17 protein-coding genes are annotated in these 20,884 nt (G+C 47.3%); 11 read left to right on the plus strand and 6 right to left on the minus strand.

From position 1 onward, the window contains the following. Positions 1–94: 94 nt before the first annotated feature. Together ppx and ACH5Y9_RS08945 are read left to right on the plus strand one after the other, a co-directional pair. Positions 95–1,597, plus strand: a complete 1,503-nt coding sequence (gene ppx, locus ACH5Y9_RS08940) for an exopolyphosphatase (protein ID WP_445369341.1) — start codon at positions 95–97, stop codon at positions 1,595–1,597. Then, positions 1,591–2,826: a hypothetical protein gene (locus ACH5Y9_RS08945; RefSeq protein ID WP_445369342.1), complete on the plus strand. Its 1,236-nt coding sequence runs from the start codon at positions 1,591–1,593 to the stop codon at positions 2,824–2,826. The genes ppx and ACH5Y9_RS08945 overlap by 7 nt, the downstream gene beginning before the upstream one ends. A 75-nt stretch (positions 2,827–2,901) precedes the next feature. Here the strand turns inward: ACH5Y9_RS08945 and rpoS are convergent, their stop codons facing one another. Then, positions 2,902–3,882: an RNA polymerase sigma factor RpoS gene (rpoS, locus tag ACH5Y9_RS08950; protein WP_033156312.1), complete on the minus strand. Its 981-nt coding sequence runs from the start codon at positions 3,880–3,882 to the stop codon at positions 2,902–2,904. Positions 3,883–4,368: 486 nt separating this feature from the next. Beyond that, a complete protein-coding gene (locus ACH5Y9_RS08955) occupies positions 4,369–4,842 on the minus strand; it encodes a DnaJ domain-containing protein (RefSeq protein ID WP_445369343.1) in 474 nt (157 codons plus the stop codon). Between the two features lie 95 nt (positions 4,843–4,937). On the opposite strand from ACH5Y9_RS08955, the gene mobB reads away from it, so the two are divergent. Beyond that, the gene (gene mobB, locus ACH5Y9_RS08960; RefSeq protein ID WP_445369344.1) at positions 4,938–5,462 is read left to right on the plus strand and encodes a molybdopterin-guanine dinucleotide biosynthesis protein B; all 525 of its coding nucleotides are present in this window, start codon (positions 4,938–4,940) and stop codon (positions 5,460–5,462) included. Then, positions 5,455–6,699, plus strand: coding sequence for a molybdopterin molybdotransferase MoeA (moeA, locus tag ACH5Y9_RS08965; RefSeq protein WP_445369345.1), 1,245 nt, complete (start codon positions 5,455–5,457; stop codon positions 6,697–6,699). The genes mobB and moeA overlap by 8 nt, the downstream gene beginning before the upstream one ends. Before the next feature lie 113 nt (positions 6,700–6,812). Here moeA and ACH5Y9_RS08970 read toward each other — a convergent pair whose 3' ends face one another. From ACH5Y9_RS08970 to ACH5Y9_RS08980, 3 genes are read right to left on the minus strand one after another with little or no spacing between them, the layout of a single operon-like run. Then, positions 6,813–7,541: a DUF3581 domain-containing protein gene (locus tag ACH5Y9_RS08970; RefSeq protein ID WP_445369346.1), complete on the minus strand. Its 729-nt coding sequence runs from the start codon at positions 7,539–7,541 to the stop codon at positions 6,813–6,815. A 15-nt stretch (positions 7,542–7,556) separates the two neighbouring features. Beyond that, positions 7,557–7,880: a rhodanese-like domain-containing protein gene (locus ACH5Y9_RS08975; protein WP_033156317.1), complete on the minus strand. Its 324-nt coding sequence runs from the start codon at positions 7,878–7,880 to the stop codon at positions 7,557–7,559. Then, positions 7,871–9,034: a pyridoxal phosphate-dependent aminotransferase gene (locus ACH5Y9_RS08980; protein ID WP_445369347.1), complete on the minus strand. Its 1,164-nt coding sequence runs from the start codon at positions 9,032–9,034 to the stop codon at positions 7,871–7,873. The genes ACH5Y9_RS08975 and ACH5Y9_RS08980 overlap by 10 nt, the downstream gene beginning before the upstream one ends. A 110-nt stretch (positions 9,035–9,144) precedes the next feature. Here ACH5Y9_RS08980 and dksA point away from each other — a divergent pair, with 110 nt between their 5' ends. Genes dksA through ACH5Y9_RS09000 form a run of 4 tightly spaced genes read left to right on the plus strand, consistent with a single transcriptional unit; the run spans position 9,145 to position 13,331 of the window. Continuing rightward, positions 9,145–9,576 carry an RNA polymerase-binding protein DksA gene (gene dksA / locus ACH5Y9_RS08985; protein WP_033156319.1) on the plus strand — a complete coding sequence of 144 codons (432 nt, stop codon included), beginning with the start codon at positions 9,145–9,147 and terminating at the stop codon, positions 9,574–9,576. A 23-nt stretch (positions 9,577–9,599) separates the two neighbouring features. Continuing rightward, positions 9,600–10,472 carry a tRNA glutamyl-Q(34) synthetase GluQRS gene (gene gluQRS / locus ACH5Y9_RS08990; RefSeq protein ID WP_445369879.1) on the plus strand — a complete coding sequence of 291 codons (873 nt, stop codon included), beginning with the start codon at positions 9,600–9,602 and terminating at the stop codon, positions 10,470–10,472. A 26-nt stretch (positions 10,473–10,498) separates the two neighbouring features. Continuing rightward, a complete protein-coding gene (acs, locus tag ACH5Y9_RS08995; RefSeq protein ID WP_445369348.1) occupies positions 10,499–12,439 on the plus strand; it encodes an acetate--CoA ligase in 1,941 nt (646 codons plus the stop codon). A 1-nt stretch (position 12,440) separates the two neighbouring features. Next, entirely contained in the window at positions 12,441–13,331 is an 891-nt protein-coding gene (locus tag ACH5Y9_RS09000; protein ID WP_445369349.1) for a DMT family transporter, read from the plus strand. A gap of 22 nt (positions 13,332–13,353) precedes the next feature. Here the strand turns inward: ACH5Y9_RS09000 and ACH5Y9_RS09005 are convergent, their stop codons facing one another. Next, on the minus strand, positions 13,354–13,641 hold the full coding sequence (locus ACH5Y9_RS09005) for a hypothetical protein (RefSeq protein WP_445369350.1): 288 nt from the start codon (positions 13,639–13,641) through the stop codon (positions 13,354–13,356). Between the two features lie 358 nt (positions 13,642–13,999). On the opposite strand from ACH5Y9_RS09005, the gene ACH5Y9_RS09010 reads away from it, so the two are divergent. From ACH5Y9_RS09010 to ACH5Y9_RS09020, 3 genes are all read left to right on the plus strand, one after another. Next, positions 14,000–15,523, plus strand: a complete 1,524-nt coding sequence (locus ACH5Y9_RS09010) for a DUF4301 family protein (protein ID WP_445369351.1) — start codon at positions 14,000–14,002, stop codon at positions 15,521–15,523. Between the two features lie 333 nt (positions 15,524–15,856). Continuing rightward, positions 15,857–17,176 (plus strand): TolC family outer membrane protein, encoded by a 1,320-nt coding sequence (locus ACH5Y9_RS09015; RefSeq protein ID WP_445369352.1) that lies wholly within the window; start codon positions 15,857–15,859, stop codon positions 17,174–17,176. A gap of 924 nt (positions 17,177–18,100) precedes the next feature. Next, positions 18,101–20,695: an ankyrin repeat domain-containing protein gene (locus ACH5Y9_RS09020; RefSeq protein WP_445369353.1), complete on the plus strand. Its 2,595-nt coding sequence runs from the start codon at positions 18,101–18,103 to the stop codon at positions 20,693–20,695. The last annotated feature ends 189 nt before the right edge of the window (positions 20,696–20,884 follow it).

The following is a 20,884-nucleotide window of genomic DNA, read 5'->3' on the forward strand; positions in this document are numbered from 1 at the left end:
AAGGAATTGACGCGATCTTTAAAAATGCGTCAATAAAGCTTTCCGATTCTATCAGAATTCGCCAACCCTCAGCAGCCTGAACAGGAATAGACTCTTGCCACATCAAATACCGACCAGTGTTGCTGCCGTCGATCTGGGTTCCAACAGTTTTCACATGATCATATGCAGCTTGCATAACGGCAAATTGCAAACCATCGACCGCTTGAAAGAAATGGTGCGTCTGGCTGCGGGACTGGATCAACATAAAAATCTCGACCAGATCACGCAAGAGCGTGCCCTAGCCTGCCTGGAACGCTTCGGTCAGCGCATCCGGGATTTCGCACCCAACAGCGTCGCAATAGTTGGCACCAACACGCTACGCATCGCCAGAAACTCGCAACAATTCATCAACAAGGCCGAAAAAGCCCTGGGGCATCCGATTCATATCATTTCGGGTATCGAAGAAGCGCGGTTAATCTACCAAGGCGTAGCCCACAGTCTGGGCAGCAATGCCAACAACCGTTTTGTGATGGACATCGGCGGCAGTAGCACAGAGTATATTATTGGCCGTGATGATATTGCCCACACCAAAGAAAGCCTGAACATGGGCTGCGTCACCGTCAGCCAGAATTTTTTCAAAAACGGCGAACTGACCAAAAAGGCCTTTCGCAAGGCGATGCTGTTTGCCGAGCAACATCTCGAACCCTTTCAAAACACGTTCAATTCCCAAAACTGGGAGGAAGCCATCGGCGCCTCCGGCAGCCTGAAAGCCATCAGCAATGTGCTGCAAACCATGGGCTGGAGTAATAACGGTATTACCAATGAAGGGTTGGAACAGTTGGTCGCTCACCTATTGAAACTTAATCGGATCGACGAGATCAGCTTTCCGGCCTTGAGTATCGAGCGGCGGCCAGTATTTATCGGCGCAGTCGCTATTGTGTATGCGACGTTCAAGACCTTGAATATTCAGCAAATGACGGTTTCGGATGGCGCATTGCGCGAAGGTCTGGTACAGGATCTACTGGGCAGAATTTACAACGATGACGTTCGTTCACAGACCAGTCAAACCATTGCCGCGCGTTACCACACCGACACTTCACACAGTCAACAGCTCAAAGAAACCCTACGTTACATCGTTCAGCAATTAGACAATCACCCTTGCTTTAACGACAATCCCGCCAGTTTACAGTTTTTAGAATGGGCTGCGGAACTCCATGAAATCGGCTTTGAGATCGCCCACAGTCAGTATCACAAGCACAGCGCCTATATTATCGAAAATGGCGATTTGGCGGGTTTTTCCAAACAAGATCAGCTGTTGCTGTCCAAGCTGGTGCGCAGTCACCGCAAAAAGCTTAATTTAAGCCGTTTTGAGGATTTGCCATTTCCTTGGCGGCAACATGCGCCGATCATGGCAGTCGTATTTCGGCTGGCTGCTTTGCTGCACCGCAACCGTAATAGCAAACGTCCGGACTTTAGCATCACCATTAATCGCCACGATATAAAAATTGATTTTCCGGAAAATTGGCTGGAACAAGCGCCTCTGACACATGCCGATCTCAAACAAGAAATGTACTACCTCAAGGAGGCGCGTTTTAATCTGATCTTCGATCAATGCTGAAATTCCTGCTGTATATCCTACTTTCACTGGGAATATTGTTCGTAGGCTTACTGTTTTTCGCAATCGACGATACGCCGTTGATAAAAATCCATCAGGGTTTGAACCGCGAAGACATACAGCGCGCGAAGCAGTTATTGCATGTGGCACCAGAGGAAAGAGGCCAAATTAAAACCGTTAGTTTGGACCAGAAGGACTTGAATATCGCGGTGAGTTATCTATTAAACCATTTTGCGGAAAATACGACGCAAATTCAGATTGTAGATGACAGATTGATAATTCAGATAGCGATATTTGTCCCTAAAAGCCCCTGGGGCAGATATTTGGACTTTAGTTTTAATCTACGACAGGTAGATGACGCCATTTTTATCAAGTCTTTGAAAATTGGTGAAATTTCCATTCCCGATCCCGCTGCAAATCTCCTGATTCCCGCTATCGTGCATAACACGCCGCTAGAGCAGCATTGGCAATTGTTGAGCCTATACGTCAAGAAAGTCCGCATTAGCCCGCAAGCTTTGGAAATCAGTTATCTAGGATCCATCGTCGACGCGGCAAAGCAATTGGCTATCCAAAAGCATCGGGATTACCCAAACCTGCATCGTTATCAACAGCAAATCAACGAAATCGTCAGCCAACATGATCCTAGCTGGCGCTTATCTATTACTGATTTGTTGCAACCTTTATTTTTGACGGCGTATCAACAAACACCGACGGAGGACGCCGTTCAGGAAAATCGCGCGATCATCATTGCTGTCGGCAGCTATATCTATAAACAGGACTTACGCCGCTATCTGCCGCTTGGCTTGGTTTACAGCAAGGAATATCCTGTATTTGCTTATAAGCGAGTGGATATACCTCAGCATTTTATTGCTTCGGCATTATTGGCAATTCTTGATTCCTCATTACTCGGCGAGCAAATAGGCATAGATAAAGAACTGGGAGATGCGCAAAAAGGTAGCGGCTTCAGCTTCATTGATCTGACCGCGGATCGAGCCGGGACTAGATTCGGTCAAATAGCCGTGGCATCAACCGAAAAAGCGAGGGCATTACAAAGAACAATGTCTAGCACTAAAGATTATTCGTCTATTATCCCGGAATTACAGGACTTACCGGAACATATGGACGAAGCGACATTTGTTGGCAAGTTTCATTCGGTAGGAAGTTCTGCATACAACGAACTGATCCAACTAATCGACGACAGGATTAACGGCTTGCCGGTGTATCGATTATAAGTACCTACAGAAGGCACCCAAACCAGATCTGACAAAGTCGCACTACTCTGGTTTGCCGCCTGTTAAATTTTAGTATTAGCTAAAAATCGATTCGAACGAATAGCCACTACTTTCAAGAATTTCTTTGAGACGCTTCAAACCGTCCATTTGTATCTGCCTAACTCTTTCCCGAGTGACACCCAATTCTAGCGCCACCTGTTCCAAAGTGGCGTTTTCGAAGCCGCAAAGACCATATCTGCGGCATATGACTTCGCGCTGTTTTTCGGCAAGCTGATAGACCCAGTAGGTGACGTTATTTTGGATAAAGTCGTCTTGCAAGATTTCAGCAGGATTACGGCTTTCTTCTTCGGAAATTGTCTCAAGTAGGGGTTTGTCAAAATCCTTACCGAATGACACATCAACAGATGTGACGCGCTCGTTGAGTTTCAGCATTTTACTGACGGTTTTAGCCGGTTTATCAAGATGCCGCGCAATCTCGTCGACAGTCGGCTCGTGATCAAGCTGTTGCGCTAAATTCCGCTGCGCTTTCAAATAAATGTTCATTTCTTTAACAATATGAATCGGCAGGCGAATAGTTCTAGTCTGATTCATGATTGCACGCTCTATGGTCTGCCTGATCCACCAGGTTGCGTAGGTTGAAAATCTGAAGCCACGATCAGGATCAAACTTTTCCACTGCGCGGATCAACCCCAAATTGCCTTCTTCGATTAAATCGAGTAAAGGGAGCCCGCGATTTAAATAACGCCTGGAAATTTTCACAACCAGACGTAAATTGCTTTCGATCATAATTTTTCGGGCTTGTGGATCGCCCTGTTGAGTTCGTCTGCCGTAGATTTTTTCTTCATCCGCAGTTAACAGTTGGGATTTACTGAGTTCATTCAGATACGCTCGGGTAGCATCGAAAGTACTCTCATTTTGCGATTCGTTACTTTCTATTTCGGCCAGCTTAAAGGTTTCGTTCGGATCGATTTCGACAACTTCTTCATCGACATCATCAAAAGAAATGAAATCTGGAATATCCATATCTTTAATTACATCTATCGTTTCTTCCATCATGATTAATCTCCCAGGTATTTTGGCTTGCTGAATCGTTTATTTTTATTGGTACGTGTCTCGCCAGATAACTATTAATCCCTTAAAACTATTTAAATGCAGATAAGATTGAAACCCAACAACGGAACCGATATTGCTCACTGCCAAAACCAATTAAGTCAATAGTTCATTCTTAACAACATCATGCCTCTTCGTGTATTTCCGATCCGATCTAATCGAGGGCACTAACCTTAACGGCGAGTGCCAGTATAACTTTAAAAGATTTATCTTATAAATTGAATTTACTGATATTTTTGTGGTCCACATCTCTTTTTTGATTTTTATTCACAACGACCTCTCAGGTCATTTTTGCGACTAAAATCAGCAAGATCAAACTAAAATCCGAACCACTTCTAAATTATGAAAATAAGAAAGTGATGCGCATCACATATATTTAAAAGAACTGCAAGAACATACAATTCTGAAAGGAGCTTTTTCTGATCGTGCTTCTCAACGACCTAACAATGTTTTTTTGGCTTGATTAATTTGGGCCGCCAAATAATCTGAACCGCCTCGATCAGGATGAAAGCGCGAAATGAGTTTACGGTGGGCCTGAATAATTTCTTCTTCCGTGGCGCCGGGATTAAGCCCCAAAACCTCAAAAGCTTCCGTTGTTGTCATACCCGCTTGTCGAGATGGCCCAGGACCAGGCTTACCATATTGCGGATTGCCGGCTTTGAACCGCAACCAAATGCGATGAAGTTGTGGTGCGTATCTTAATATTAGCGGCATCGAACGCACTAATAACACGAATATTACGCCGAATATAGCCAGCAAACCGCTAAGTTTTCCACTCAGCATCAGCACAAGCAAAATCAGCGCAATCGCAACCCAGGCCAGTTGTTTAAGTCGTTTGCTGCGCAATTCGGCTGGTAGCTTCATAAATCCCGGCAGCATTAAAACTGCCAATACCAATGCCAACAATATCAATATTCGTATCACCCGCACTCCAAACGCTTCAACCGACGAGCGCCATAATAACTTAGAATACGGCCAGTTCGACAAATGTAGAGAAGTCCATGTCCACCCCTTCAGTCCTCGGCTTCGCGGCCGCCAGCGGCACCGGCAAAACCAGTTTATTGACAAAACTTATCCCGATACTGAAAGCACATAATCTGCAAATCGGTGTAATCAAACACAGTCATCACGACTTCGAGATTGATCAACCCGGCAAAGATAGCTTTCGGCTACGCGAAGCCGGTGCCACTCCGGTTATGCTGGTTTCCCGACATCGGCGTGCGGTAATTAGCGAATTGTCGGCAAACGCCGATATTTCGCTGACTGAACAGCTTGCCTTGTTTCCCAATGCAGGCCTGGATTTGATTTTAGTGGAAGGATTCAGGCACGAGAGCTACCCCAAAATAGAGCTGTGCAGACCAAGCCTAGGCAAACCGGTGCTTTACCCTGAAGACCCGTCGATTATCGCAATAGCAAGCGATCAACCCCTCTTAACACCACCCGGCTTAACGTGCCTTGATCTAAACGATGCAGAGGCCGTAGCCAAATTCATTATCGAAATCTTTTTGAAGCGCCCACGTGACTAATATCTGCTACCCCAACAAACACGAGTTATTGAGCGTCGAACAGGCGCTATTGGAAATCCGCAAAACGATTGAGACCGTCAACGAACGCGAGCATATCGATTTGCTGCAGGCACTGGGCCGGGTACTTTCCGACAGCGTGGTGTCTCCTATAGACATTCCACCTAAACGCACGGCGGCCATGGACGGTTACGCATTTGCTGCTGGCGATGTAGCTGCCGGGCAAGCGGCTAAATTGCAAGTAATCGGCATCGCATGGGCCGGACGGCCGTTCTTGGCGCAGCAGAGGCCGGGCCAATGCGTCAGAATATTCACCGGAGCGGTAGTCCCGGAATTTGCGGACAGCGTTATTGCCCAAGAACAAATTGAAATCGATGGTGACACTGTATCACTTCCCCTCGACTGGCAGCCGTATAAAAATATTCGTGCAGCCGGCAGCGACGTTAAACAGCATGAGGAATTAATTGCCGCACCGAAAAAGCTGACAGCTCGCGATCTAAGTCTATTGGCCGCCGCCGGCATCGAAAAAATCAGCGTAAAACGCAAACTCAACATTGGCTATTTTTCGACTGGTGATGAATTGGTCGCACTCGGAGGACCGCTAGCTGTTGGCCAGTTCTATGACAGCAACCGCTATTTATTAGCCGGACTGCTATCCGACCCAAACCACACAGTCTCGGACTTGGGCATCGTCGCAGACGATCCCTTGAAACTCGAACAAACTTTCAAGGACGCAGCCAATCACTATGACGTCATCATTTCCACCGGCGGAGCATCGGTTGGCGATGCGGATTTTGTTAAACAAACGTTGGAAAAATGCGGGCAGGTGAACTTCTGGAAACTGGCACTCAAACCCGGCAAACCGCTGGCTTTTGGCAAAATCGGCCGCTGCTGGTTTTTCGGCTTGCCCGGCAATCCAGTTGCCGTATTGGTCACTTACGAGAAATTCGTAAAGCCGGGTTTGGAACAGCTTGCCGGCTTACCAGCCAGACAAGCATTGCGCTTGCGAGTCCGATGCGACAGCCGGTTAAAAAAATCGCCAGGGCGGCAGGAATATCAACGCGGCATCCTGTACCAGCAGGCTGGAGGAGAATTAGCCGTCCGTCTTGCCGGTCAACAAGATTCTCATCAACTAAAAGTAGCCAGTCAGTCCAACTGTTTTATTGTGCTGAATGCCGATAGTACGGGTATAGATGCTGGAGAAATGGTGACAGTAGAGCCATTTTCTGCGGAGTTATAAACAGCTGAATTCCCCCACCCAGGTAACAGCCGGAGTGCTCTGTGCGCTCCGGTTGGAAAACTCGAAACTCAAACAAATTGCCAGCCCATGCATGCGAACGGCAGAATATCTGATTACGCGGTGGCTTCCGCAAGATTACCTAAATAGCCATGTTTTCTAGCCAGATACTCGTCTACAAAGGCTTGCATCGGTTCGGCTTCATATTCGCGTAAACCGCTGACCGCTAGCTTCTTGAATCCGGAACCAACCACTTCGTCACCGCATTTAATTTGGAAATAAAGATACGCAGTGGCGCGCTTGCCGTTGACTTCCATTTTCGGTTCCAGCATTTCCAGACGCGGTTCGTGAAAGTCCATCCGGTTTAAGCTCAAGGTCATGCTTTCATAGATCACCAAAGGCCGGTCTATATTGAACATGACTTGCTCTTTGGCCAATAAAGGTACCAGCACATAAGGAAAGTTCTGCCCGGAAAATGCCACGTAGTCACGAATTAACGCTTCGATTAAAGCCGGATCGCGGATCACATCGCCGGAGCGCTCGATCTGCAAATAAGTCTTGCCTTGGTTGTCGGTCACATCGATTTTTTCGGCGTCGCCATCAGGAAAGTTCAACAACACACCGTGCCCAACCATCCCGGAAAAAATGAAGTGCATGTTCTGGCTAAGGCCATATTTGTCCAAAACCAGCGAGAATAATAAATCGCCCGGTACACAAAAGCGTTTTGCGTCCTCGTCGTGTAGGGGGTTGAAGTCGTGGGCAACTTCCTTGGCAAACATGCTGGCCTGCGCGGCGCTAATAGCCACACTGCCATCCTGAATGGCATAGTATTCTTTTAGGAACATAGCTTTATTTTTTGTTTAGTAACGTGGAACAGACGGATCACAAATCACGGACCAGGCGTCGATGCCGCCCTTTAAATTGAACAGCCTTTGTAGCCCGGAATGCTGCAAAAAATGGCAGGCTTGCTGGCTGCGCATACCGTGATGACAAATCACCACCACGTCTCGGTCAGCCGGCACTTCGTCGAAGCGCGCGGGTATTTGTTGCAGAGGTATTAACACGCTACCGGCTATCTTGGCATAGGCAAATTCGTGGGGCTCCCTGACGTCCAGTAAAAATACCGACGGATCGTCTTGCAAATGTTGTTTTAGCTGCTCTGGCGTGTATTGGTTTATGGGCATATGAATCTTTCCAGTCTTTGAAGCGCGGCGGCCATTCTATCGATTGAGGCGGTATATGCAAATCGAATGTGCTTGTGGGCCAAATACTGGCCAAAGTCTTTGCCTGGTGTTACCGCCACCCCTTCCTGTTCGAGCAGCTGCTTGGCAAACTCAAAACTATCGTCGGTAAACGCACTGCAATCCGCGTAAATGTAAAAGGCCCCTTGTGGTTTGCAGGCAATTTTAAAACCCAGCCGTAACAGGTTTTCGTAAAGAAAATCCCGGCGTTTCTCAAACTCGTCACGACGGCGATGCAATTCCGCCATATTTTCAGCGCTGAAACAGGCCAAAGCCGCGTATTGTGAATGGGTAGGTGTGGAGATAAAAATGTTTTGCGCCAGTTTTTCCACCGCATCGATAAAATCTTCCGGCACAATCAACCAACCGATACGCCAGCCGGTCATGCCAAAGAACTTGGAAAAGCTGTTGATGATAAATACGTCATCGCTGAACGCCAAAGCGCTGCTGACGGTTTCGCCGTAAACCAAGCCGTGGTAAATCTCGTCCGAGTAAAAACAGCCCCCTAAAGCATGCGTCTGCTGAATAGCAGCTCGCAGCGCATCGTTACCGATGACGGTGCCGGTAGGATTGGAAGGCGAAGCGACTAATACGCCTTTGCTGGCTGGCTGCCAGTGCTGTCGAATCAATTCGGCGTTGAGTTGATAAGCTGTTTCGGCGCCAACATTCACGAACTGAGTCTTACCGTCGAACAATTGCACGAAATTATCGTTACAGGGATAACACGGATCGGCCATCAAGATTTGTTCGCCCGGATTTAAACTAATCCCAAACGCCAGCAAAAACGCGCCGGACGCGCCGGGGGTAATGAAAACCCGTTTCGGATCCAGATTTACTCCATATTGCGCTTGGTAATAATCGGCGATGCTTTGACGCAATTCCGGCAATCCGGCTGCAGCGGTGTACTTGACTTCCCTACCCTGCATAAACGCATTTCCAGCCGCTAATATTGCCGGTGGTGTTTCGAAATCCGGCTCGCCGATTTCCATGTGAATAATATCCCGGCCTTCTTGTTCCAGTTGCTTGGCGCGCTGTAATAATTCCATCACATAAAATGAGCTGATGCCGCGCATTCGCTCGGCGACGTGGTGTTTCATGTCCAAATTCCGTTAGTAGAAAGCACCTTCATAATAACAAACTTCTTGCTTGGCCCCGGCTATTCTGTTAAAAAGCCCCGATTTTTTTATAGACCGCCAGGAGTCATTGGATGAACAATACTAACCCTGCCGCATCGGAATTTACTTTTAAGCCTTATGAGGAAAAAGAAGGCGAAGAGTACATGAACGAGGCGCAGTTGAGCCATTTTTCCGCCATTTTAAACAAATGGAAATCCGAGTTAATGATGGAAGTGGATCGCACCGTCCACCACATGCAGGACGAAGCGGCCAACTTCCCGGATCCCAACGACCGGGCCACGCAGGAATCAGAATTCAGCCTGGAGCTGCGCACCCGCGACCGCGAACGTAAGCTGATCAAGAAGATCGACGAATCATTGAAGGAAATTGAGTCTGGAAACTACGGCTATTGCGAAACGTGCGGTATCGAGATTGGTATTCGCCGTCTGGAAGCCCGTCCAACTGCTACCCTGTGCATCGATTGCAAGACACTCGATGAAATCAGGGAAAAACAATTGGGTTAACTCTGCCCACAGCAACATCTTATATCGGCCGGTTTGCGCCCTCGCCTACCGGCCCACTTCACCTCGGTTCTCTATACACCGCACTTGCCAGCTATCTGGATGCCCGTCAGCATAAAGGGCTATGGCTGTTACGCATCGATGATCTCGATACGCCACGCAATATGCCGGGAGCCAGTGCCGAGATTCTGAATTGCCTGCAAAGCTTCGGCTTGTATTGGGACAGCGAGGTGGATTATCAAAGCCATCATCTTGAGCAATACGAGCAGGCCATTGTCGAATTGCAAAAGCAGCAGGCACTTTACCCTTGCACCTGTAGCCGCAGCTTATTGGCGAATTCGCCTTTGATTTATCCGGGCTATTGCCGGACAAACCCGCAATCGACTAATGCACCCCATGCGCTACGAGTAAAAGCGGCCGATATTTCACTGCGCTTTGTTGATGACTTACAGGGGGAAATCAGCCAAAATCTGGCAGGCGAGCACGGCGATTTTATCGTCAAGCGTAAGGACGGCATCATTGCTTACCAATTAGCTTGTGTTGTTGACGACCAACGGCAAAAGGTCAATCGAGTGGTGAGAGGTTACGATTTATTGGATTCGACCCCTAAACAGCTGTATTTACAGCATTTGCTGGGTTACCCGGTGCCGCAATACATGCATATTCCGCTGATTGTCGACCGAGAAGGGAATAAGCTGAGTAAGCAAACCCGAGCGCAAGCCGTCAATCCCAATCAAGCCGGACCAACCTTGTTTCTGCTGCTAACCTTACTCAAGCAAAATCCACCACCCGATTTGCGGCTGGCCGCAATCGACAGTATCCTGGAATGGGCCATCGAACACTGGCAAGCCGAGCGTTTGACGAGCACCCAAGCCGTTTCTGCCTTACAACACAGTTAATAACGTTCAAAGAAGGAGGTTACGTTATGTCAGACCAAAAAGTTTATCCGGTTAATCCGCAGATTGCCGCCAACGCGCATATCGACAGTGCCGAGTACCAGCGTCTATATCAGCAGTCGATAAACGAACCGGAAACTTTTTGGGCTGAACAGGCCGCCGAATTTTTGGACTGGCATCAGTCTTGGCAGCAGGTACTGCAATACGACTACCCCAAGGGCGAAATACAGTGGTTTCTGGGCGGCAAACTCAATGTCACCGTCAACTGCCTGGACCGACACCTGGAAAAACGCGGCGACCAGGTAGCGATCATTTGGGAAGGCGACGACCCGGCGCATGATCGTCAACTGACCTACCGCGAATTACACACCCAAGTTTGCCAATTCGCCAACGTCCTGAAAGCCCATGGCGTACAAAAGGGCGACAGAGTCTGTATCTATCTGCCAATGATCGCGGAAGCGGCGGTAGTTATTTTAGCCTGCGCGCGCATCGGCGCGGTGCATTCGATTGTTTTCGGCGGCTTTTCCGCCGATGCCTTACGTGATCGCGTCATCGACGCCGATTGCCGGGTCTTGATCTGCGCCGACGAGAGCTTTCGCGGCGGCAAAATTGTGCATTCTAAATTGAATGTCGATAAAGCCGCCAAGCAATGCCCAAATTTGCATACCGTGATAGTGATCAAGCATACCGGCCACGACATCCCCTGGACCGCAGGCCGCGATATTGATTATCGCGAAGCGATGCAATCCGCATCAACCGATTGCGAACCGGTGATGATGGACGCCGAAGATCCGTTATTTATCCTGTATACCTCCGGTTCCACCGGCCAACCGAAGGGTGTGCTGCACACCACCGGCGGTTATTTGCTGTATGCGGCCATGACCCATAAATACGTGTTCGATTACCAGGAAGGCGATGTTTACTGGTGCACGGCCGACATCGGCTGGATTACCGGCCATTCCTACGTGCTGTACGGGCCATTATGCAATGGCGCCACCAGCTTGATGTTTGAGGGGGTGCCGACTTATCCGCACCCGGACCGCTTCTGGCAAGTCATCGACAAACATCAGGTTAATATTTTTTACACTGCGCCAACGGCCATTAGAGCACTGATGGCCCAGGGCGACGATTTTGTCACCCGCACCAACCGCAGTTCGCTCCGCATCCTTGGCAGCGTTGGCGAACCGATCAATCCGGAAGCCTGGGAATGGTATTACCAAGTGGTCGGCAACAAACGCTGCCCGCTGGTGGACACTTGGTGGCAAACCGAAACCGGCGGCATTCTCATCACCCCCTTACCTGGCGCGACGCCGTTAAAACCCGGCTCGGCCACACTACCATTTTTCGGCGTGAAGCCGGCGATACTCGACCCGGATGGCAATATTTTGGAAGGTGAAGCGGAAGGCGTGTTGGTGTTGACCTATCCCTGGCCAGGACAAGCACGCACCGTTTATGGCGACCATGCGCGCTTCATCGACACTTATTTCGCCAAGTTCCCCGGCTACTATTTCGCCGGCGACGGTGCCCGCCGCGACAAAGACGGCTATTACTGGATTACCGGCCGCATCGACGACGTGTTGAACGTCTGCGGCCACCGCTTGGGTACGGCCGAAATCGAAAGCGCGCTGGTGCTGCATGACTTAGTAGCCGAAGCCGCCGTGGTGGGTTTTCCGCATCCGATCAAAGGCCAAGGCATCTATGCGTATGTGACACTGAACGTCGGCATCGAAGGCAACAGCAGCCTGAAAGGCGAATTGAAGGACTTGGTACGCGAAGAAATCAGCGCTATCGCCCTACCCGATCTGATTCAATGGGCACCCGGCCTACCCAAGACCCGTTCCGGCAAAATCATGCGCCGCATCTTGCGCAAAATCGCCGCCAATGAATTTCACGATCTTGGTGATACCTCAACCTTGGCCGATCCTTCGGTCGTTGAGCAATTGATCGCCAACCGTCTGAAATTGCCTTAAGGTGAAAACACGGCTGGCTTTAGCCTATTTCGGTGTCATTCTGGTCTGGACTACCACACCGCTGGCAATCAAATGGAGCAGCATCGGCGTCAGCTTCGTCTTCGGGGCGATGGCAAGAATGAGCACCGGACTGGCTTGCCTGCTGCTGTTATTGTTGCTTTTGCGCCGGCGTTTGCCTCTCAACCGCCCTGCTTTGATCACTTATCTGGCAGTGGCGATACAGCTTTACGGCAGCATGTTGATCACCTATTGGTCCGCGCAATTCGTACCATCCGGCTGGATTTCGGTGATTTTCGGATTAAGCCCGTTCATGACCGCTTTCATGGCGGCGGCATATTTGCAGGAACGCAGCCTGGGTTGGGGCAAGTTATTCGCTTATAGTTTGGGTATGGGTGGGCTGGTGGTCATGTTCAGCTCGGCACTGGAATTGGATGAACTCGCTCTGCAAGGCCTGATCGGCGTGCTGGTGGCTACCTTTATCCATGCGGCTAGCGCGGTGTGGGTCAAACAGATTGACGCACGTCTACCGGCTTTGCAATTGGTTACGGGCGGATTGTTAATCGCGGTGCCCTTGTATTTCGGCACCTGGTATTGGTTGGATGGCGGCTTATTGCCGGAAAATATTCCACAGCAAACCCTGTATTCCATTGCTTATCTTGGCGTGATTGCCACCACCCTGGGTTTTGCTTTGTATTATTTTGTGTTGGCCAACATGCAAGCCACCAACGTGGCGATGATGAATCTGATGACACCGATAATGTCCCTGGTGCTGGGTTATAGCGTCAACCAGGAACCGTTAACGGTAAAAACCATGGCCGGCACCGCACTGATCATGTGCGCACTATTGATTTACGAAATCGTCAATCGCCGGCAACAACGGAATGGAGGGTAATCGCCACTCCGCCGTCTGCGAACTAAATTTTGCTAACGCGCTGCTGCAGGTACGCGGCAAATTCTGATTTAATTTCCAGGTGCAGCAAACCATAGTCAACATTAGCCAACAAGAAACCGAATTTTGATCCGCAATCGTAGCGATTACCTGCAAATTCGTAAGACAGCACTCGCTCGTCTTTCATCAACTCGGCAATCGCATCGGTCAATTGAATTTCGCCGCCTGTGCAACGGCCGGTATTTTCGATTTTTTCAAAAATCGCCGGGGTCAGAATATAACGACCAACAACAGTGATGTTAGACGGCGCCACTTCATTTTGTTTAGTTCCAAAGCTGATGCATTGTTACCATATGATTATAATAAAGAGTTATGCCGAACGGTAACTCATACGGGAATCAATCGGGTATCAGTGTTTTCTAACCTGGGGACGATTTTGGTAAAGGCTACGGAGTCGGATACCACAACCACAATCCCCACTATGGACAGATCAATGCCCTGCTTCAGCGGAAAAGAGGATTTCTTTGATCATGGCGGTTATCTGCAGCATTGGCTTGCCGCTATTTTCTCATCTGATGATTTGTTCGAGGCACCCAAATGTAGCTGTACTTTTGTCCTATAATTAACTGCGCAGATAAATATTACAAAACTTTCAACATCAAAATTACAATATGATGCTATCAAATAACGATTTACAGCAAATTAGCGAAAAATGTATTTCAGAATCACAAATTGTTTATCAGCTTAAAAGTTTTGAAACGGGTTTCCCGTTTTTGAAAATTATTAATGCTGCATCACCAGAGCAGGGTATTACCATTGCTTCGGATGCACAAATTAATGAGTTGTTGGAAATATGGGATGCTTATTTAAAAACCGATGCTTCAATACTCAAATTTGTTCCGGCATCGGGTGCGGCTAGTCGTATGTTTAAAGATTTATATGAGTTTTTGGATGCCGATTATGCCGAACCAACAAAACCTGCTGAAATTAAATTTATTACTGAAATTAAAAACTTCGCGTTTTACAATGCTTTGAACGAATGTTGTTTGAAAAATAATAATAAAAGTATTGATGATTTGATTGAAAATGGAGAGACGAAAGCTATTGTATATAATTTATTAACCAGTAATGGTTTGAATTATGGTGCATTGCCTAAAGGCTTACTTTTATTTCACACATATAACAACGAAAAACGTACTTCGCTACAGGAGCATTTGGTGGAAGGTGCATTGTATGCTTCTAATGCATCGAATGAAGTCAATATTCATTTCACAGTTTCAGCTGAACACCGGCAACTGTTTGAAAAACATGTAAATGATACGCTTCCTGAATACGAAAATGTACTGGGTAAAAAATTCAACATCAGTTTCTCAGGACAAAAGCCATCGACTGACACTATAGCTGTCAACGAACAAAATCAACCCTTTCGCGAAAATGGAAAATTAGTTTTTCGTCCCGGAGGACATGGCGCTCTTATTGAAAATCTGAACGATTTGAATGCAGATGTGATTTTTATTAAGAATATTGATAATGTGGTTCCTGATTCGCTCAAAAGCCAAACAGTTAAATATAAGAAAGCTATTGCAGGTTTATTGATTAAACTTCAACAAAAAGCGTTTGAAAATCTTCAATTATTGGATAAAGAGAATATTTCTATTTCAAGCTTACATGAAATTTCTCTGTTTTGCGAAAAGGAACTTAATAATATTCACCCTGAAATTAACAAATTGAATGAAAGTGAATTAAAACAGTATCTAAAGTCAAAACTAAATCGTCCGATTAGGGTTTGTGGCATGGTTAAAAATACCGGAGAGCCTGGTGGCGGTCCTTTTCTTACTGTAAATGCAGATGGAACCGTATCTACTCAAATTCTCGAAAGCTCGCAAATTGATTTATCAAATCCTGCTGAAAAAGCTAAAATGATGAATTCAACACATTTTAATCCTGTTGATTTGGTATGTGGAGTGAAAAACTATAAAGGCGAAAAATTCAATCTTTTACAATACGTTGATAACCAAACCGGATTTATTTCATCGAAATCGAAGGGTGGTAAAGAATTGAAAGCTTTAGAGTTGCCCGGACTTTGGAATGGAGCCATGAGCGATTGGAATACAATTTTTGTTGAAGTTCCTATCGAAACATTTAATCCGGTAAAAACAGTGAACGATTTGCTTCGTCCTGAACATCAAAAATAAGATAATTTGTTTTAAATTAAAATTATTGAATCATATTTATTCAAAAGGTTTATCACATTTTTTGTAATGAGCTTTGTTATCTGCATACTTATTTTCTCGATGCAGTTTCTTTGGAAACATGGCGAATTTAAAAGTGATGTGCGCGATCTTTCTTTAACCTGCAGTTGCTATTTTCTACTCCGTATAGGTTAGGATGATCAGTTCCTTAAGGTTTTACTTTGACGAACGGGTGATGTGTGCCTAACCTTATGGCAAAATTAAATAAGCACTGTAAGGTCTTTATTTTAGGCGATAATGTAAGTTTATTCCCAACTCTCAGCACGAGATATAGCAATGATAAGACTGTTATGCACCTTTTTGGTAGCATTGATACCGGCAAAACTGGCTTTTAGTCAGGATTTGCTGGAAACCTATCAGCTAGCGAAAGCCAATGACCCGGAGTTTAAAAGCTCGGATATCAATAAGCTTGCTACTGCCGAGATCAAATCGCAAAGCATCGCGCAGATGTTGCCGAATCTTTCCTTCAGCGCCAACAGCAGCCGCAATCGCCTGGAAAGTACCAGCTTTCTGGGAACCACATTGCAGCATTACTGGGACAGCAAATTGGGCATCAATTTGAAACAACCGGTGTTTCATTGGGACCATTGGGTGCAGCTCGATCAAGCCGATAACAAAATTGCTCAGGCGGAAGCGCAATTCCAGGCCAAACAACAAAGCCTGATCCGCAGAACCGCCGAAGCGTACTTCAATATATTGGCCGCGCAAGATAATCTGGAATTCGCCAACTCGGAAAAGAAAGCCATTGAAAAACAATTGGAACAGGCCAAACAGCGGTTCGATGTCGGTATCATCGCCATCACTGATGTTTACGAAGCCCAAGCCGGTTATGACAGGGCTCTGGCCAGCGAGATCGAAGCACAAAACCTTTTGGATAACAGCAAGGAAGCCTTGCGGGAAATCATAGGCGAGAATGCCGCCGATCTGAACAGTTTGCAAGCGCAAATTCCGCTCAGCCCGCCCGCACCCGAGGACTTGGCGTCCTGGTCGAATACGGCGGAGAACAATAATTTCTCTATCGTCGCCCAAATTAATCAAGCCGAATACGTCCGCAAAAACATCGAATTACAACAATCCAAACATCTGCCCACCCTCGACATCGTCGCCCAATACAGCGAAATGGACACCGGCAACCGCTACGGTTTACGCGGCGACAATGAAAGTTTCGGATTACAACTCAACCTGCCTTTATACGAAGGCGGCGGCACCTCTTCCCGCAGCCGGCAAGCGGCCTACGAGTACGAAGCCGCCAAGGAAGATTTGACTAAAGTAAAACGCAGCATCAATCGCGGCGTCAAAGACGCATTTCGCGGCGTGGTGTCCAGCATCAGCAGAGTCAAAGCACTCGATGCGACCAGCAAATCCGCCGAAATGGCCGTGGAAGCCGCCGAAGCCGGCTTTGAAGTGGGCACCCGCACCATGGTCGACGTACTCACCGAGCAACGCAATTTATACAAAGCCAAGAGCGATTACGCCAGAAGTCGCTACGACTATTTGATCAACGGCATCAAACTCAAGGAAGCGGCCGGCAGCCTGAATGAACAGGATCTGGAACAGATCAATCAATATCTGCAGGGAACATTGAGTAAGAATTAGCCTACCCGTTGAGTGCTCGAGGCCGCTCGTTAACATTACCGGTTTCGCCCCCCCAATGCGGGCCGTTATTGGCACAACCCGGCGAGTCGCTATTTTTGCCGAAAGATTTTTTCGGGCATCCTGCTGGAAAAAATCGGCAAAAATTACGCGACCGTTTATGCCTGCGGCGCCCCGATCCGTCCGCGTCACCTCGTTCCGACCCAACAAGGGGTCGAAACTTAGGTTCTCGCATGACTTAACGCCGTGTCGCGATGCCTTGCAGGTTTTCTCCGCTTCGCTGCGAAAACCCGCCCGGCGCTACGGCTATAGGGGACTAAAAATCTTCACTTCGCTCACGCTCCGTTTCCAAGATTTTCAGCGAATGTGCTGACCATTCAGGTTTCGGCCATAACCGGTAAATATCCACACGAAAACAGGCTGAGGATGTAGTGAGTGTCCAAACCTTTGCTATAGCGGGAAACATACGCTTTACTTCGTTTACCGCATCCTCAACGGCTAAGGCCGCATGCAGCCAAGATCCGGCGGCAAGCAGCCTACCTGGGCCTTAATCGATTCATGCAAGCCTCGGAATCATCCCGTTATCGCTTTCAGCCTTGCGCGCCAGGTTACTAAGCTTGCGCACAAGCTATTTTGCTATCCTCGCAACGCTTTTGGGTTTGCCCGCAACCCACCAAGCCTTGCAGGCAAAGCAAATTGATTTGCTCGCCCGGCAAACTGCCTTAAGCGCAAGGCAGTTTGGTTTGCACGCAAGAGAATTTGGCTTTCGCGACTAGCAAAATGCGATTCTCGTTTGGCTCCAAGGCTTGCGAACGGAGAGCAGCCAATCGCATTTGAACATCTTCAACGCAATGCTAACGCGATAGTTCGTGAGCTAAATCTTTGCTACTCTCAGTATCTTTGACAATTAGATTTGGATATCTGCATATGTTCAGGATTTTGTTGCTGTTGGTGTTATCAAGTTTTTCTAACGTTTCTTTGTCGGCCAGCTTTGATTGCAGTAAAGCTAAAACGAATATTGAAAAGCTCATATGCGGAACTCAGCAGCTTTCGGAGTTAGATTCAAAGCTAGAAGAAACCTATTCTAATCAGCGGAAACGATTTAAGCCGGTTGAAGAAAACAGTCAAAAACCAAGCAATGCCGACGAAGACCGTTTGGTTGCCGAACAAAAGCATTGGTTAAAACATACTCGAAATGCATGCTCGGACGAAGCCTGCTTAAAACAAGCCTACACCGACAGAATCGATGCGCTGGATCCTTTTGCCGATGGCATTATAAGCTGTGAAAACATGCGCAAATTTCCAGAAAAGATTTTTATCGAAGGCATCGATTTGGGTTCCGGGCACAACTCGCCAATTGAGGTCGATTACGGCTGCCCTGAAAGCTTAGCATCATTGCCATTTATGAAAAACCTACTCGATTTGACTGAATCGATACGCCAGGAGGCGTTTGGCCACGGACACTGTTCCGGTTCGATCATTCATGCGCATTGGCGTTACTACCATTTTGATTTGGCAAAGGCCGGCTTCGCTCCGTTGCTTTTCCTTGAGCAAGCAAAAATTGATCAAGATCCGGACGACGAGCGTTCGTTTGCCAGCCTAAGGCCCGCTATTCTCCATAAAAACCTGCTGGGTTATTTCCAGCAGTGGTCAGAAAAAAGCCTCTATAACTCTCAGATGCACAAACAGTTTTTTTCCGAATTTGACAAGGCATTACCTAAGCTAGCCACGCATTATAAAAGTTCTTTAAACATGACGGAAACGCAAGCCACAGAGGCTGCCAGGCATGCGCTTATGCGCCTTGTCGGCAGAGCCGCCGGAAGTTTTCCAAGCGAAGCCTATACCCCGGAATCCAAACTCGTTCAGCTAGTTAGGGAGTCGCAGACGACCCTTGAAGACTTGAAGACCGAACTGGCTGAAACCACCGATAATGGTCAGCCCATCCCCAAACAACAAATATACCAAGCGTTGAAAGCGGCCTTGCTGCATGATCGGCCAAAAGCTTTTATCGCGACTTTGATCGATAAACTCAGTTCCTCGGATTTGGCAGGTTTCGAGAACGGCGCGGAACCCTTGCTGTCATTTTCTATTGGTAATCACGAAAGTCTGCGTTTTTTATTGGAAAAGCAAATATCGGTGAATGTGCCGAACGACTTTGGCAAGACCGCGTTGTTTTACGCCATTGGCGAAAACGATCACGAAGCGACAGAACTTCTATTAGCTCATAAGGCCGACGTAAACCATTCCTATAAATCGGCGGCAGAACTCCGAAACGGCGATGAATGCGTCTATCCCAACCTTGGTCACACCAAAAGAACCCCGTTGATGCATGCCGCGCAGCACGCCGATGTCGACATGCTGAAATTGCTAATCAAGCATGGCGCCAACTTGAACGCTGCCGATGAACGCGGTTTCAATGCTTTGGATTTTGCCGTCGTCATGGCAAAGAACAAGGAAAACGAAGCCTACTTAAAGTCGCTCGGTTTAGAGCAAAACTTACCTGCGTATACTCTGGAAGCCACGAGTAATGAACTGAAACCGTCTTCGACCGTTCCCGTTGACGGCTACATCAATAAATTAGCCATAGCCCCTTTGCGACCTGATATTTTATTGGCTTCCGTTACTCCGTGGGACAAACTGGTTCCCGATGATGTGCATGGCGTTTATTTGTTTTCGCTTGCCGATCCAGATAAGCCGAAAGTTATTTCGCATTTTCCAGCAATCAAAGCTGACGATTTTGCTGTGAGCCCGGATGGCAAAACGGTGTATTTAATCAGCCTATGGTATGACGGAGCACCAGCCGACAAAAAATATGGTCTATTTATTGTCGATATTTCTAATGCACAACAGCCTAAACTCATCGAGAGAATCGATGGTTCGTTCATGACCCTGCATTTATCACACGACGGTGAATACTTATTTCTCCAAGAACGTAATCGTCTTCCGGATAGTTTAGATCGCGGAACCTTGGTGTATAAAGTTGGAAAAGACACTACGAAATTAATTTGTAGTAACCCATTTAAACCTGAGGGTGGCCCTCCAATATTCGCTTATTCATTCACTGAGTTTGACGATGCTCATCAAATCGCAATTGTTTCCAGCTATGGGGGCTTTTATTATTATGATATTAAAGATCCCTGTAAGCCCACTACAATATTCAACAACGCTTCGTCCGAGGAATTTGGCCCTAATCTCCTCGGCCTATCCGATAAAAATGTAATGAGCGGAGTTGGTGGACTTTACAAATATCGTGTTGCCGAACCACCGACTAAACTTTTCGGCTACTCATGGTCATCGGGTTCTCAACATTTCACTGCCAATGAGAGGCTAAATTTACTAACCGCGGTTTTCGACAGGAATGTTGCAGTATTTAAAAACAAACCAAACGGGCGGTTTACACTGATTGGGCAATATCGATCAGATAAAGAAGCGCTTGGCGACGTACATATTTCAGATGCTGGTCGGATATATATCGGCGGGAAGGGTAATTTGAGAGTCGTAAGCGCACTGCCGTTGCTTTAATTCAACACAAGGAATGTCAAAACAGCTATAGTAAAAAGAGGCTGGAGAACTTTTGACAGAATTCATCAGTTCAAAGAAACGATCCCGCTACGGTGCTTAGCAGAATGTCCAAATATCGCTTTTCCGGCAAGCAATAATCAAGTAGCACATATCGAGCGCTTTGGCATCAAGGTTCATGCCTATCAAAAT

It is taken from the genome of Methylomonas sp. BW4-1 (assembly GCF_052474385.1).